11 protein-coding genes are annotated in these 14,715 nt (G+C 60.3%); all 11 read right to left on the reverse strand.

What is annotated here, in order from left to right; genetic code table 11:
• Nucleotides 1–10 precede the first annotated feature (10 nt).
• The 11 genes from K6M89_RS14965 to K6M89_RS15015 all read right to left on the reverse strand — a co-directional run bounded on the left by K6M89_RS14965 (nt 11) and on the right by K6M89_RS15015 (nt 14,323).
• A complete protein-coding gene (locus K6M89_RS14965) occupies nt 11–772 on the reverse strand; it encodes an ABC transporter permease (RefSeq protein ID WP_222139962.1) in 762 nt (253 codons plus the stop codon).
• A complete protein-coding gene (locus K6M89_RS14970; protein ID WP_222139963.1) occupies nt 769–1,695 on the reverse strand; it encodes an ABC transporter ATP-binding protein in 927 nt (308 codons plus the stop codon). The genes K6M89_RS14965 and K6M89_RS14970 overlap by 4 nt, the downstream gene beginning before the upstream one ends.
• A 478-nt stretch (nt 1,696–2,173) precedes the next feature.
• Complete coding sequence (locus tag K6M89_RS14975) at nt 2,174–3,787, reverse strand: glycoside hydrolase family 43 protein (RefSeq protein ID WP_222139964.1); 1,614 nt, start codon at nt 3,785–3,787, stop codon at nt 2,174–2,176.
• Nucleotides 3,788–4,048: 261 nt separating this feature from the next.
• Complete coding sequence (gene mgrA / locus K6M89_RS14980) at nt 4,049–5,080, reverse strand: L-glyceraldehyde 3-phosphate reductase (RefSeq protein ID WP_222139965.1); 1,032 nt, start codon at nt 5,078–5,080, stop codon at nt 4,049–4,051.
• Between the two features lie 196 nt (nt 5,081–5,276).
• Entirely contained in the window at nt 5,277–6,413 is a 1,137-nt protein-coding gene (locus K6M89_RS14985; protein ID WP_222139966.1) for a Gfo/Idh/MocA family protein, read from the reverse strand.
• 8 nt (nt 6,414–6,421) lie between these two features.
• Nucleotides 6,422–7,183 carry a sugar phosphate isomerase/epimerase family protein gene (locus K6M89_RS14990; protein WP_222139967.1) on the reverse strand — a complete coding sequence of 254 codons (762 nt, stop codon included), beginning with the start codon at nt 7,181–7,183 and terminating at the stop codon, nt 6,422–6,424.
• Between the two features lie 39 nt (nt 7,184–7,222).
• Nucleotides 7,223–9,682 carry a beta-mannosidase gene (locus K6M89_RS14995; protein WP_222139968.1) on the reverse strand — a complete coding sequence of 820 codons (2,460 nt, stop codon included), beginning with the start codon at nt 9,680–9,682 and terminating at the stop codon, nt 7,223–7,225.
• Nucleotides 9,683–9,960: 278 nt separating this feature from the next.
• Nucleotides 9,961–11,067, reverse strand: a complete 1,107-nt coding sequence (locus K6M89_RS15000; protein WP_222139969.1) for an ABC transporter ATP-binding protein — start codon at nt 11,065–11,067, stop codon at nt 9,961–9,963.
• A gap of 4 nt (nt 11,068–11,071) precedes the next feature.
• Entirely contained in the window at nt 11,072–12,016 is a 945-nt protein-coding gene (locus K6M89_RS15005; protein ID WP_222139970.1) for a carbohydrate ABC transporter permease, read from the reverse strand.
• Complete coding sequence (locus tag K6M89_RS15010; protein ID WP_064682392.1) at nt 12,009–12,914, reverse strand: carbohydrate ABC transporter permease; 906 nt, start codon at nt 12,912–12,914, stop codon at nt 12,009–12,011. Before K6M89_RS15010 ends, K6M89_RS15005 begins: the two co-directional genes overlap by 8 nt.
• Nucleotides 12,915–13,087: 173 nt before the next feature.
• Entirely contained in the window at nt 13,088–14,323 is a 1,236-nt protein-coding gene (locus K6M89_RS15015; RefSeq protein WP_097579755.1) for an ABC transporter substrate-binding protein, read from the reverse strand.
• Nucleotides 14,324–14,715: the final 392 nt, after the last annotated feature.

Genomic DNA, 14,715 nt, shown 5'->3' on the forward strand with positions numbered 1-14,715 from the left:
CGGTCAGCGATCAGTTGCGCAGCCGGTAGCCGGTCTTGAAGATCCAGCCGAGTGTGCCGAGGCAGATCGCCAGGAACACCGTGATCATCGCCAGGCTGATGATGGGATTGACGTCGGCGATCCCGTAGAAACTCCAGCGGAAGCCGCTGACGAGATAGAGTACCGGATTGAAGTGGCTGACCGCCTGCCAGAAAGGCGGCAGCATGTTGACCGAGTAAAAGCTGCCACCGAGGAAGGTCAGCGGCGGCACCACCAGCATCGGAATAAGGTTCAGCTGTTCGAAATTGCCGGCCCAGATGCCGATCATGAAGCCGAACAGGCTGAAGGTGACGGCCGTCAGCAGGAAGAACAGGATCATCATGAAGGGATGCTCGATCCTGACGTCGACAAAGAGATTGGCGGTCAGCAGGATAATGAAACCGATGATCATCCCCTTGGTCGCCGCCGCCCCGACATAACCGAGCAGGATTTCCGTCATAGCCACCGGCGCCGAGAGCACCTCGTAGATCGTGCCGGTAAATTTCGGGAAATAGATGCCGAAGGAGCCGTTGCTGATGCACTGGCCGAGCAGCGTCAGCATGATCAGGCCGGGTGTGATGAAGGCGCCGTAGGATACCCCCTCCACTTCCTGTATGCGCGAGCCGATCGCCGCGCCGAAGACGATGAAATAGAGCGATGTCGAAATCACCGGCGAGATGACGCTCTGCAGCAGGGTGCGGCGCGTGCGCGCCATCTCGAAGAAATAGATCGATTTGATTGCCTCGACATTCATTTTGCCGCTCCCACCAGCGCCACGAAGATATCTTCGAGCGAACTCTGCCGCGTCGAGAGATCCTTGAAATGGATATTGTTCTCGGCCAGCCGGGTGAGCAGAGTCGCAATGCTCTCCTGCTCATTATCGGCATCGAAATCATAGGTCAGCCGGCAGCCATCGGCTTCCAGCGTCAATCCGTTGCCGGCAAAACAGTCCGGCAGTCGGCTCAGCGGTTCGGTGAGATCGAGGATGAGCTGCTTGCGGCCAAGCTTGGCCATCAGCGCCGCCTTGTCCTCGACGAGCAGCAATTGCCCGCCATTGATGACGCCGACCCGGTCGGCGATCTCCTCGGCCTCTTCGATGTAATGCGTTGTCAGGATGATGGTGACACCGGAAGCCCGCAGCTGCTCGACGACATTCCACATATCCTTGCGCAGCGTCACGTCGACGCCGGCGGTCGGCTCGTCGAGGAAAAGAATCTCCGGCTCATGGGAGAGCGCCTTGGCGATCAGCACACGCCGCTTCATACCGCCGGAGAGCTGGCGCAGCATGTTGTCCTTCTTGTCCCAGAGCGAGAGCGCCCGCAGCACCTTCTCGATATGAGCGGGGTTGGCCTTCTTGCCATGCAGCCCACGGGAAAAGCTCACCGTATTGAACACTGTCTCGAACTGATCGGTCGTCAGTTCCTGCGGCACAAGCCCGATCATGGAACGCGTGGCGCGGAAATCCTTGACAACGTCGTGACCGGCGACCAACACCTGCCCGCCGCTCGGATTGGCAATGCCGCAGATGATCGAGATCAGGGTCGTCTTGCCGGCGCCGTTCGGTCCGAGCAGCGCCAGGATCTCGCCCTTCTCCACGTCGAGGTTGATGCCCTTCAGGGCCTCGAACCCATTGGAATAGGTCTTGGTCAGGTTCTGAACGGAAATAATGGGGGCCATGCGGAACTCTTGAGGATTCTCGAAGTATTTCGGCCCGCTATATAGTTCGTCTGTGACGGTTTGACATCCTTCGGGAACGTGAACACTGCATTCACTCAGCGCCAACACCGTCACTGACGACGACGGAGTCACTCACTGGCGACATGACCAAGATGCCGGCTTTTCGGCTATCACCGCAACGATCAAGCCTGTGAAAAGAAAGGTAACGGCCGGTTTGGAATGTCATCATCCGGTGATCTTGATGCCCGATAAGAGAGCCGAGGCAAGCACCGGCATCCGCCCCGCCGCCCATCCCTTCGCGGAGCCGTCCTTCGGCGTTCTCGTTGCGCCCTTTACCGCTGCCTCGGCTTGTAGAGAAAGTTATTGTTCAGTCACGAAGTGTTTGGAACCGGCGAGTATCCCCTGTCCAGCCGCGTTCGTCTCAGCCGGCCTCTGCGCCGGCTTCCTTTTTCTGGGTTCCGAGCAGCGGAGGCTGCCGTCACAATTCCTCGTAATTAAACCAATCAAAATCCGCGAGCTTCCCCCGTCCCGACGTATCGAAGGCAAACAGGCCGGCGAACGCGCCGGTGAAGGAGCCGTGTTCGCCGCGTCCACCCTCGTCGGAGATCATCCCGGCGTCCAGCACCGGGCCGATCGGCTGCCAGGCGCCCTTGCCTTCGGTCTGCCAGAAGAACTGCAGGTCGTTCTCGCGAATTTCCATGGCCAGCTGGACGCGGCCATCGGCGGCGATCGCCACCCCGCCTTCAGCCGGAAAGCTCAGGCGTCCGTTCGGATAGTCGCCATTGCAGGAAAGGATGGTGACGCAGCGGCCGAGTGTTTCGTGCAGCGTGACGGCGAGTGCGTGGAACTTGTGGCGGTTATAATAATGTGTGAGCCCCGCGACCTGCTGATAGGTGTCGGGCGAAAACTCGATCACCGTCTCGGCGCGGAAGCTGTGATGCTCCTGCCGGCGGGCGACCAATGCCTGCTCGAACCAGGAACCGATGCTTTCGCGCCCGATCAACCGGAGATGACCCGGACGATCCGTCAGGTTGAAGATACGCTGCGGCTCGGGCGTGCGAAGCCACTGGAAATCTGCGGGAAGTTTGCCCCCGTCGAAACTGTATTCGGTGCGCATCGGCTTTTCCACCGTCACCGCGCCGAAGAGGCCCGGCACATCGACATCAGGCACGCAAGTTCCGTTTTCCAGGTAGAGCCAGTCGTCTTCGCGCCAGACGCATTTCTGCAGACTCGTTTCGCGCCCCAGCGTGCAGCGCCGCTTCGGCGGCAGCGGCCGGCCGCAGAGATGGGTGTGATAGGCTTGACCGTCCGGCGTCTCGACGTATTGGCCATGCCCTGCCCGTTGCAGCACCGCGCCGGGATGATCCTTGGAGGTGATGAGATGCATGTTCGGATGCATCTCATAAGGCCCTTCGATGCGGCGCGAGCGCGCCATCGTGACGGCGTGGTCGTAGCCGGTGCCACCCTCGGCGGTCGTCAGATAATACCAGCCGTTCTTCTTGAAGAGATGCGGGCCTTCGACAAGTCCGAGCGGGCTGCCGGCAAAAATGTTCTTGATCGGCCCCTTCAGCGCCTTCGCAACCAGGTCCCATTCCTGCAGCAGGATGCCGTCGAAGGCCGGCGATTTCGGCGAGCCGCCAAAGCTTTCGGTGCGGTGGTTCCATTGCATGTTGACGAACCATTTGCGGCCGTCATCGTCGTGGAAGAGCGAGGGATCGAAGCCTGAGGAATTGACATAGACGGGATCGGACCATTCGGCCTCGATCGAGGGCGCGGTAACGATGTAATTATGCGCATCCTTGAAATTGCCGTCGAAGCGCTTGACGTCGGTATAGACGAGCCAGAATTGCCCGTCGGCATAAGAAAGGCACGGCGCCCAGATGCCGCAGCTGTCGGGATTGCCGCGCATGTCGAGCTGCGAGGCGCGCTCCAGGGGCCGGCGCACCAGCGTCCAGTTCACCAGATCGAGCGAATGATGGATCTGCACGCCGGGATACCATTCGAAGGTGGAAGTGGCGATATAATAATCCGCGCCGACGCGGCAGATCGACGGATCGGGGTTGAACCCCGGCAGGATGGGATTGCGGATCATGGGCGGCTCCTTCAGAAGGAAATTGCGGTACGTACGTCAGACGAGGGCGGAAAAAACCTCTCGTCCCTCATCTCTTCCTCGGGCTTGACCCGACCGATGTCACAGAGATCCAGCCAGCCCAAGTCCTTGGGCTGAAAGAACTCTTCTCGCCGTGCAGACGCGCGGCGGCTGGATTCCTGTGACATGCCTCGGGCAAGGCGTGAGGCCACAGGCATGAGGGAGTCTGGGACGACATGCTGCCACAAACTCCCACTGTCCTTGCTACTCCAGTTCTGCGGACTTGGCCCACAGGTTGATATCCGCTTCCTTTGCGTAGACATCGATCTGCGTCAGCTCCTCGGCCGTGAATTCGAGATTATCCAGCGCCTTGACGCAATCGACGATCTGCGAGGAACGGCTGGCGCCGATCAGCGCCGAAGTCACGCGTCCGCCGCGTAGCACCCATGCGATCGCCATCTGCGCCAGCGTCTGGCCGCGGCGCTCGGCGATCTCGTTGAGCTTCCGGATATTGTCGATGATCGAAGGGCGGATGAAGTCGCGCTTCAGGAAATGGTTCTGGGCTGCGCGGCTGTCATCAGGAATGCCGCCGAGATACTTCTTGGTCAGCATACCCTGGGCAAGCGGCGAGAAAACGATCGAACCCATGCCGACCTCGTCGAGCGCATCGAGCAGCCTGTCGTCCTCGACCCAGCGGTTGAGCATCGAATAGCTCGGCTGATGGATCAGGCACGGCGTGCCGAGATCCTTGAGAATCGCGGCCGCTTCGCGGGTGCGCTGCGAATTGTAGGAGGAGATGCCGACATACAGCGCCCGGCCGGAGCGGACGATATGGTCGAGCGCACCGCAGGTCTCTTCCAGCGGCGTGTCCGGGTCGAAGCGATGCGAATAGAAGATGTCGACATAATCGAGGCCCATGCGCTTCAGGCTCTGGTCGCAGGAGGCGATCATATATTTGCGGCTGCCCCACTCGCCGTAAGGTCCCGGCCACATGTCGTAGCCGGCCTTCGAGGAGATGATCAGCTCGTCGCGAAGCCCGGAAAATTCGGTGCGCAGGATCTCGCCGAAAGCGGTCTCGGCGCTGCCGGGGGGCGGGCCGTAATTGTTGGCGAGGTCGAAATGGGTGATGCCGAGATCGAAGGCGGTGCGGCACATGTCGATCTTCCGGTCATGCGGCGTGTCGCCGCCGAAATTGTGCCAGAGGCCGAGAGAAACGGCCGGCAGCTTCAGGCCGGAACGCCCGACGCGGTTATACTTCATCTTCGAATAGCGGTCTGCGGCCGGCTGCCAGCTCATATGAAGGTCTCCTGAACCTGTCTAAAATTGCTTCCCTTTCGTATCCGTCCTGAGCGGCGGCCGAAAGCTAAAAACGTCTACCCCCAAACGTCGTCATCCTCGGGCCTGTCCCGAGGATCTACTGACAGGACGGCAGATCCTCGGGGCAAGGCGTGGGAGCCGCGCGCCGATATGGCAAGCGCATGGCGCGGATACTCTATCGCTTCAACAACGCCTGCGCCTCTTCGATCCCGAGCGCGGCCGGCTGGGTGCAGGTCGTGGTGAGGTCGATGAAACGCCCCTCCTCGCCCGATTTTAGGATCGAGGTCATGACGTCAACGCCATGCAGCGTGCGGTCGAGCGAGCACCGCGCATCGCGGCCTTCGATCAGCGCCATCGCCATGTCGGCCAGGCCGGCCGTGCGGTAGTTGGCACGCGAGCCGCTCGGGTTTTCCTGGTTGATCTTGCCGAAGGGATGCTCCCAGGCCTCGAGCGGCTTGATGTCCTTGTCGCGGCCGCTTGCCTCGACCGTGCCGCCGAAGAAGTTCGGGTCCGGCACGTAGAGCGAACCGTCGGTGCCGTAGAGCTCCATGTTGGCATGGCGATGCGACCAGACATCCCAGCTTGCCGAAAGCGTCACCGTGGCGCCGTTGACGAATTCGAGCAGCGCCTGGATCGTCGTCGGCGTCTTGACCGGGATGATCTCGCCGTGGCGCGGCTGGCTGGTGATCGTGCGGGTCGGCGATGCCATCGAGGTCATGGCACCGACGCGTTTGACCGGACCGATCAGATTGATCAGGTTGGCGATGTAGTAAGGGCCGAGATCGAGGATCGGGCCCCCGCCCGGCAGGAAGAAGAAATCCGGGTTCGGGTGCCACATCTCCATGCCGGGGCTCATCACATAGCAGGCCCCCGAGGTCACCCGGCCGATGCCGCCATCGTCGATGAACTTGCGGGCAAGCTGATGGGCACCGCCGAGGAAAGTGTCCGGCGCGCAGCCGACGGCGAGATTCTTCGCCTTGGCGATGCGGCGAAGCTCCTCACCCTGCTCCAGCGAAAGCACCAGCGGTTTTTCCGAATAGACATGTTTTCCGGCTTCGAGGATCGCCTTCGACACCGGAAAATGCGCATCCGGGATCGTCAGGTTGACGACGACGTCGATCTCGTCATTGGCGAGAAGTGCGTCGATCGTCTGTGCCTTCACGCCATATTCCTTGGCGCGGGCCTCTGCGGCCTGCACGTTGATATCGGCGCAGGCCAGCACCTTCAGCCCCTTGAAGAGCGGTGCGAGCGAGAAATAGGTAGTGGAGATGTTGCCGCATCCGATGATGCCGACGCCAAGTTCCCTGGTCATGATGTGCCTCAATAAGTCTGGAAGGATGCGATCGAGCGGCTGATGTTGCGGTCGATGTCATTAGGATTGTCATGTTCGACGACGAAATGCTTGGCCTTGGTGCCGCGAAGCGCTGCAATCAGCTTGGCCCACTCGACCTTGCCATGGCCGACGTCGGCCCAGCCGTCCTCGTCCTTCGCTTCGCCTACCGGCGCAATGTCCTTGACGTGAACTGCGGTAATGCGCGATCCGAGCTTCTCGATCCAGGCGAAGGGATCGGCGTCGCCGCGGATGACCCAGGCGATATCGGCTTCCCAGGAAATGTCAGGCGCGCCTTCGAAGATGCGCTGGATCGGCAGCGAGCCGTCGGCGAGCTTGGCGAACTCGAAGTCATGGTTGTGCCAGCCGAATTCGTAACCGGCGTCCTTGTAAGGCTTGCTCATTTCCTGCAGGCGCTTGCCGAATGCAGTCCAGCCGGCGGCGTCGGAGGGGCGCTGGTCGGCCGCCAAATGCGGCGCATAGATCGAATCCATGCCGAGAATCTTTGCAATATTGAGCGATTTCTGAACTTCCTTCTCCAGGAAATCGGGGCTGAAATGGCCGCTCGCCATGACCAGGCCGTTCTTGTCGAGCTCGGCGCGAAGGCTCTTCAGGCCGCCATCATCGAGATCGGCATAGATGCCGCCGAAGCCTTCGACTTCCGCATAGCCCGCCTTGCCGAGCTTTTCGAAGATCGCCGTATAGGGCTGGAAATTGCGCGCGCTGTAGAGCTGGTAGCTAAGTTTCGTCATCATGGTCTCCTTGGGCCTCGTGCCCACGCTTGGGAAGGATCAATCCGCCGATTGGCAGGAATGCAGGTCGTAGAACCGGAAGTCCGGCAGCTTGCCGTGCTCGAGCGGCTGTGCCGGCGTGAAGGTGATGCGGCGGCTCTCGCCAGCCGCAAGATCGAAGGCATTGTCGGAATATTTGCCGTCCGTCTCGCTCTCGATCATCACGAAGAGCGCAAGTCCCTTGGCGGTGATGTTGATGTCGATCGCGCCGCTGGCCTCGACATATTCATGCGTAACCGTCACCCCCGCGGGCTCGAGCTCCAGCGCTTTGTAGGTGCCGTTGACATAATGCCCCTCGCCGCCCATGCCGTTCGAGGCAGTGAAACGCCAGGCAAGCAGCGTTCCCTCGCTGATCTCGGCGACCTCGATGGTCGCAGCCGTCACCGCCGCATCCGGCGAGCAGACCGCCTGCACGTCTTTCAGGTGCTTCCGCTCGCCCGTCATCGTCAGCAACGAGATCGAAAGATCGACGCTGACATCGGCAAGCGTGTCATTGACCAACGAGAAGCGGATCGCCTTGCCATCCTCGGAAGGAATGGCGGCGACCGCCACCGGCTGGAAGAAGCGCTTGACGAGATAATGCATCGCCTTCCAGCGCCCGCCATAATCAAGGCTGGACCAGGAGGCGACCGGCCAGGTGTCGTTGAGCTGCCAGTAGATCGTGCCCATGCAATGGGGTTTGAGCGAACGCCAATATTCCACCGCCGTCTTGATGGCCAATCCCTGCTGGATCTGGGAGAGATAGACGAAGTTCGGGAAATCTTTGGGGAAGCGGAAATAGCGGAACATCGTGCCGGCGATGCGCTCGTTGCCGCCGGCATTCTTCTGGTGCAGCTCCATCACGGGAGAAGCGATATTCATATCCTTCTCATCGGCATAGGTCTTGATGACAGGCAGCGAAGTATAGGACTGGAAGCCGAATTCCGAGCAGAAGCGCGGCCGCACCGAACGGTAATTGTCGAACGACTTGTTCTCGTGCCAGACCGACCAGTAATGCATGTCGCCGGACCCATCGGCGTGCCAGGCATCGCCGAAATCGAGATAGCCGGAGGCCGGGCTCGACGGCCACCAGAGCGCGCCGGGCAGCGCCTTATTCACCGCCTGCTCGATCGTCCGGTTGAGCCGGTCGTATGAAACGAGATAGCGGTCGCGATCCTTTCTGGATTCCTCGAACCAGGTCAGCGCGCCGACCAGTTCGTTGTCGCCGCACCAGAGCGCAATCGATGGGTGCGAGGACAGCCGGCGCACCTGGTAATCCACCTCGATCGCCACATTCTCGAGGAAGTCTTCGGTAGAGGGATAGAGGTTGCAAGCGAACATGAAGTCCTGCCAGACCATCAGGCCCAGCCGGTCGCAGAGATCGTAGAAATGATCTTGCTCGTAGAAGCCGCCGCCCCAGACCCGGATCATGTTCATGTTGGCGGCTTTCGCCGATTGCAGCAGGTCTTCCGTCTTCTCCGGCGAGGAGAGCGAATAGAGTGCATCGGCGGGAATCCAGTTGGCGCCGCGGCAGAAGATCTCGCGGCCATTGACCTTGAAGGCAAAACGGGCGCCTGAAGCATCCGGAGTGGTGATCAGCTCGATGGTGCGAAGGCCGATCTGCTTCACCACCTCATCCGTCGGCAATTCGACGGACAGCCTGTAGAGCGCCTGTTCGCCGCTGCCGGAAGGCCACCAAAGGCGCGGATTATCGATATGGAAGAGATGATTGACGTGGGTCTCGCCATGGACGCCGACATCGAGGCACACCCGCTCGCCATCGAGATCGAAATAGACCTGGGCAATGCTTGGCCCCCTGGAATACAGCGTTGCCGTGACCGTCAGATCGACCGAACCGTCGAGATTATGCGTCTGGCGGGTGACAACATGTTCAATGCGTGCGCTCTCAAGCTTTTTGAGCGCGATCGTGCCGTAAAGGCCGAGCGGCGCAATGGCGATATTCCAGTCCCAGCCGAAATGGCATTGCGGCTTGCGCAGCATGTTGCCGTCCGGGATCGGCGAATTGCCGGTGCTGTAAGGAATATAGAAGGGCTGCTGCTTCTGCCGCTCGGCGCCGACGGCGGGGTTGGAGGCAAACACGATGCGGATGACGTTGTCGCCGGATCTCAGCATGCTCGACACGTCGGGCCGATAGCGGCGGAAGCTGTTGTCGGCTTCGAGCGCCAGGAAGCCGTTGACATAAACGGAGGCGACTGTGTCGAGATAGTCGATATCGAGATACCAGTCGCCCTCGGCCTCCTGCAGCGTAAAGCTTCGCTCGACCGCCCATTCGCGCTCGGCGACCCACTGCACTTTCTCCTCGTTGCGGCCGAAATAAGGATCGGGAATTAGACTGGCCCGGTGGAGCGCGGTGTGCACGTCGCCTGGCAGCGTGATAACGCTGCGGATCTCGCCATCGACGGAGGTCAGCTGCCACGAACCGGAAAGGTCGATGCTGGAGGGGAGCGGTAGTTGCGTCACGATTTCATTTCCGATTTTGAAAAGGATTGTGGTCTTGAAGGAAGGCCAAATGTCACTGTTCGGTGGCCCTCACCTAGTCGTTCGTCAGAGACGTGTCGTTTTTGTCCTCATCTGCCCACTCCGCTCTCCGTCATCCTCGGGCTTGACCCGAGGATCTACACCACATCCACCTGTCGCAACGGGCATGGATCCTCGGGTCAATCCCGAGGATGACGGAGGGCGGGGTTGGCCTTTTCGTCAAACTCGCGCCAGCTAGTGGCCTCCAACCGCAGAACCCTCTAAAGCCGCAACTCGCTCTCGGCATCGAACACCGAGGCGACCGTCATGTCGAAGCTGAGCTTCACCTTGGCGCCGACATTGAAGCGGCGGGCGCCGTTGACGCGGACCGACATCGTGTGACCGGCATGTTTCAGCCACAGGAGATTGTCCGCCCCCATCGGCTCCTCGATATCGACGGTCGCGTCATGTTCTTCGCCGCCGGCGTTCTCATTGACCTTGATGTGTTCGGGGCGAACGCCGAGCACCACCTTGCGGCCGGGCTGCAGCGCTTCGTTGGCATCGTAACCGGCCAGCGAGAAGTTAACGCCGTTGGCGGTAAATGCGATGCCGTCGCCTGATTTGACCAGCTCGCCGCGCAGGAAATTCATCGACGGCGAGCCAATGAAGCCGGCGACGAAAAGGTTGCGCGGCCGGTTGTAGATCGTCGTCGGATCGTCGAGCTGCTGGATGATGCCACTCTTCATGATGGCGATACGGTCGGCGAGCGTCAGCGCTTCGATCTGGTCGTGGGTGACGTAGATCATCGTATTCTGCAGCGACTGGTGCAGGCGCTTGATTTCGACGCGCAGCTCCGAGCGCAGCTTGGCGTCGAGGTTGGACAGCGGCTCGTCGAACAGGAAGACGTCGACATCGCGCACCAGCGCCCGGCCAATGGCCACGCGCTGGCGCTGGCCGCCGGAAAGCTCGGCCGGTTTGCGCTTCAAGAGCGGCTGGATCTGCAGGATCTCGGCGGCGCGCGCCACGCGCTTGTCGATCTCGGCCTGCGGCACCTTGGCAACGCGAAGACCGAAGGAGAGGTTCTTTTCGACCGTCATCTGCGGATAGAGCGCATAGGACTGGAAGACCATCCCGATGCCGCGGTCCTTCGGCTCCTCCCAGGTGACGTTCTTGCCCTTGATGAAGATCTGGCCTTCCGAAGCATCGAGCAAGCCGGCGATGCAGTTCAGCAAGGTCGACTTGCCGCAGCCGGATGAGCCGAGCAGCACCAGGAATTCGCCGTCGTTGATGTCGAGGTTCAGATCCTTCAGCACGCTGACCGATCCGAAGTTCAGCGACAGATCCCTGATCGAGACGCTCGAATTGGAGACAGTAGAATTCATGTTCATGTGATCACCCCTTCACTGCGCCGGCGGCGATGCCGCGAACGAAAAGCCGCCCGGAGACGAAATAGACGATCAGCGGCACCAGGCCGGTCAGGATCGTCGCCGCCATGTTGACGTTGTATTCCTTCACTCCCTGGACGGAATTGACGATGTTGTTGAGCTGCACGGTCATCGGATAGGTATCCGGCCGAGTGAAGACGACGCCGAACAGGAAGTCGTTCCAGATGCCGGTCACCTGCAGGATCATCGCGACAACGAAGATCGGCAGCGACATCGGCAGCATGATCTTCAGAAAGATCTGCCAAAAACCCGCCCCATCGACACGCGCCGCCTTGAACAGCTCTTCCGGCAGCGACACGAAATAATTGCGGAAGAGCAGCGTCAGGATCGGCATGCCGAAGATCGAGTGCACGATGACGAGACCGGTCAGCGTGCCGTAGATGCCGATTTCGCGCAGGATGATGACGATCGGATAGATCATCACCTGATAGGGGATGAACGCCCCGATGATGAGGATCGAGAAGAAAAGCTCCGATCCCTTGAAGCGCCAGTTTGCCAGCGCATAGCCGTTCACCGAGGCGATGGCGATCGAGATGATGACCGATGGCACGGTGATGCGCACCGAATTCCAGAAGCCGCGCGACAGTCCATCGCAGTTCAAGCCCGTGCAGGCCTCCGCCCAGGCTTTCACCCAGGGCTCGAAGGTTACTTCCATCGGCGGCGAGAAGATGTTTCCGAGGCGGATTTCCGGCATACCCTTCAACGACGTCACCACCATCACATAGAGCGGCAGCAGATAGTAGAGCGCCGCGATGGTCAGCGTGCCGTAGAGCATGATGTTGCGCGGCGACAATGCCGGGCGCGGCTTTGGGCCAGTCGGTCCGTCGCCGAGTCTCCCTGAGACGGCATCGATGCCGGCCGCCGTGGTGTTGAGAGTTCCGATATTAGCCACGCTTGCGCCCTCCTCCGAATTCCAGATAGGCCCACGGAACGATGATGATCGCTACCGTGAGCAGCATCATCGTCGAGGCGGCAAAGCCCTGGCCCAGGTTCTGCGCCTGGAACATGTAGTCATAGACGTATTTTGCCGGCACTTCCGAGGAGATGCCGGGACCGCCAGACGTCTGCGCCACGACGAGGTCGTAGACTTTGACGATGCCGGAGGCGATGATGACGATCGTCGTGATGAACACAGGCCGCATCATCGGAATGACGATCAGCAGATAGGTCTTCCACATCGGGATGCCGTCGACGCGCGCGGCCTTCCAGATATCCTCGTCGATGCCGCGCAGGCCAGCAAGCATCAGGCACATGACGAGCCCCGTTCCCTGCCAGAGTGCGGCGATCAGAATGCCGTAGATGACGATTTCGGGCGTATAGAGCGGATTGAAGGTGAAGCTCGTCCAGCCGAGCGAGCGCACCACCGACTGGACGCCGAAATCCGGATTGAGGACCCATTGCCAGACGAGACCCGTCACGATGAAGGACAGCGCGAACGGATAGAGAAAAATGGTGCGGAAGGTGTTTTCAAAACGGATCTTCTGATCCATCAGCGCGGCGAGCACGAAACCGATGACCAGGCTGAAGATCAGCGAGAGGATGCCGTAGAGAGCCAGATTTTCGATCGCAGTCACCCAGCGGGGTGCCGCCCAGAGGCGCTCATATTGATCGATGCCGACGAAGCTCAACCGCGGGAGGAGCTTGGAATTGGTGAAGGAATAAAAGACCGTCCAGAATGTACCGCCGACAAAGATCACCAACGCCGTCAGGATCATCGGGATAGACGCAATCTTGGCATTCAGATTGCGCAGTAACTTGATTGGCCGGCCGGCTTGCGCTTGACCCGTCATGAACGCTTCTCCTCAAATCGCAACTGCGGCCCGCGACAGCAAGGCATGGCACCATCTGCCATCCCTGCCCCCGTTTTACCGGGAGCGGCCGGAGAAATGCCGCCCAGCCGAACGTCCGTCCGGGAAGGATCCGGCCCTTGCGGAGCCGGATCCGAAGGCAGCGAATCTATCGATCAGTCAGCCGAAGCAATGATCTCGGCGAAACGCTTCTGGGCGTCTTCCGGCGTCATCGACGGGTTGGCGAAGAATTCGGAGAAGAGGTCTTCCTTCTGTTTCTGGCTGTCGGCCGAAAGCAGCTGGTCGGTCCCCTGGATCACGTTGCCCTTCGACAGGATATCGAGACCCTTCTTCATGCAGTCGTTGGCAGCGGCGAGATCGACGTCGCCGCGAACCGGCAGCGAGCCCTTCTTCAGATTGAAGGCCACCTGAGTCTTCGGATCGAGCAAGGTCTTGGCGAGCACGGCCTGCGCCTTGGATTTTTCCTCATCTTTCAGAAGCGGGAAGTAGAAGGCATCGCCACCGGTCGAGATGATCTCGTTCACGCCGAGGCCCGGCAGGCAGGTATAGTCGGTGCCGGCCTTTTGACCGGCGAGCGCGAATTCGCCCTGCGCCCAGTCACCCATGATCTGACCGCCGGCCTTGCCCGTGATGACGAGGTTGGTGGCCTGGTTCCAATCCTGGACATTGGTGCCCTTGGACATACGGCGCGCATCGTCGGCGGCCTTGAAGACCTTAGCGATTTCAGGGCCGGCGGCAGCTTCCGCATCCTTGTCCTTGAAGACCTTGTTGAAGGTGTCCTTGCCGGCAATCGCCACCATCAGCACGTCGAAGGCGCCTGCAGCCTGCCACGGCTGACCGCCGACGGCGAGCGGAAGGATGCCGGCCTTTTCCAGAGCCGGAGCGGCGGCAACGAATTCGTCCCAGTTCTTCGGAACCTCGACGCCGGCCTTCTTGAAGGCGGCGTTCGAAAGCCACAACCACTGCCAGGAGTGGATGTTGACGGGAGCGCAATAGATTTTGCCGTCGATGGTGCAGGAATCGAGCAGGCTCGACGGACGAATGATGTCCTTCCACTTCTCGGCGGTGGCGACATCGGTCAGGTCGCGCATCAGCCCGGCCTGGACGAGTTCCTCAGCCTGACGGCCGTGGTTGAACTGGGTGGCGCCCATCGGGTCGCCGCCGGTGATGCGGCTGATCATGATCGGACGGGCGGTACCGCCGGAACCGGCGATCGCGCCGTCGACCCAGTGGTTGCCGGTGGCGTCGAAAGCCTTTGCCAGCTCGGCGACGGCGGCAGATTCGCCGCCTGAGGTCCACCAATGCGTGACTTCGAGATCGGTGGCACTGGCGGCGCCGAGCGGAAGCGCGACTGAGGCGGCAAGCACGGCCGCCATCATACGGATTTTCATGAGTTCTCCTCCCTCACTGAAACGTTGCCGGAAAAACTTAGATCAATCGATTTCACCACGCAACTGCCCGCCTTCAATTTTTTCGACGAAGGCCGGAATTGCTATTTCTAGCTGTTCTCGGCTGCATTGTTACCCGCCTCATATCGCGATTTTATAAAGCGATATCGCACATGCACAATCAATGTATCAGCTTGCAATAACACGATTATTTAAAGAAAACCGATCTACGGCTCGCTTTACTTTTTTCGCTACCGCGGAAAAACGGCGCACAGATAACGAATTCAACCTGCGGGAATATTGCCGCAATGCACACAAGAAAAAGCTCTCGACATTTCTACTGTATCGTTACAGATTGCATCCCTTAGGGAGGCGCGATTTTGGCAGGCGGCGGG

This window comes from Rhizobium croatiense, from assembly GCF_019793465.1.
GTDB lineage: Bacteria > Pseudomonadota > Alphaproteobacteria > Rhizobiales > Rhizobiaceae > Rhizobium > Rhizobium croatiense.

Excerpts from the sequence above, each read along its gene's own strand:
- K6M89_RS14965 (WP_222139962.1), bottom strand. The coding sequence starts at position 772 with ATGAATGTCGAGGCAATCAAATCGATCTATTTCTTCGAGATGGCGCGC.
- K6M89_RS14970 (WP_222139963.1), bottom strand. The coding sequence starts at position 1,695 with ATGGCCCCCATTATTTCCGTTCAGAACCTGACCAAGACCTATTCCAAT.
- K6M89_RS14975 (WP_222139964.1), bottom strand. The coding sequence starts at position 3,787 with ATGATCCGCAATCCCATCCTGCCGGGGTTCAACCCCGATCCGTCGATC.
- mgrA (WP_222139965.1), bottom strand. The coding sequence starts at position 5,080 with ATGAGCTGGCAGCCGGCCGCAGACCGCTATTCGAAGATGAAGTATAAC.
- K6M89_RS14985 (WP_222139966.1), bottom strand. The coding sequence starts at position 6,413 with ATGACCAGGGAACTTGGCGTCGGCATCATCGGATGCGGCAACATCTCC.
- K6M89_RS14990 (WP_222139967.1), bottom strand. The coding sequence starts at position 7,183 with ATGACGAAACTTAGCTACCAGCTCTACAGCGCGCGCAATTTCCAGCCC.
- K6M89_RS15000 (WP_222139969.1), bottom strand. The coding sequence starts at position 11,067 with ATGAACATGAATTCTACTGTCTCCAATTCGAGCGTCTCGATCAGGGAT.
- K6M89_RS15010 (WP_064682392.1), bottom strand. The coding sequence starts at position 12,914 with ATGACGGGTCAAGCGCAAGCCGGCCGGCCAATCAAGTTACTGCGCAAT.
- K6M89_RS15015 (WP_097579755.1), bottom strand. The coding sequence starts at position 14,323 with ATGAAAATCCGTATGATGGCGGCCGTGCTTGCCGCCTCAGTCGCGCTT.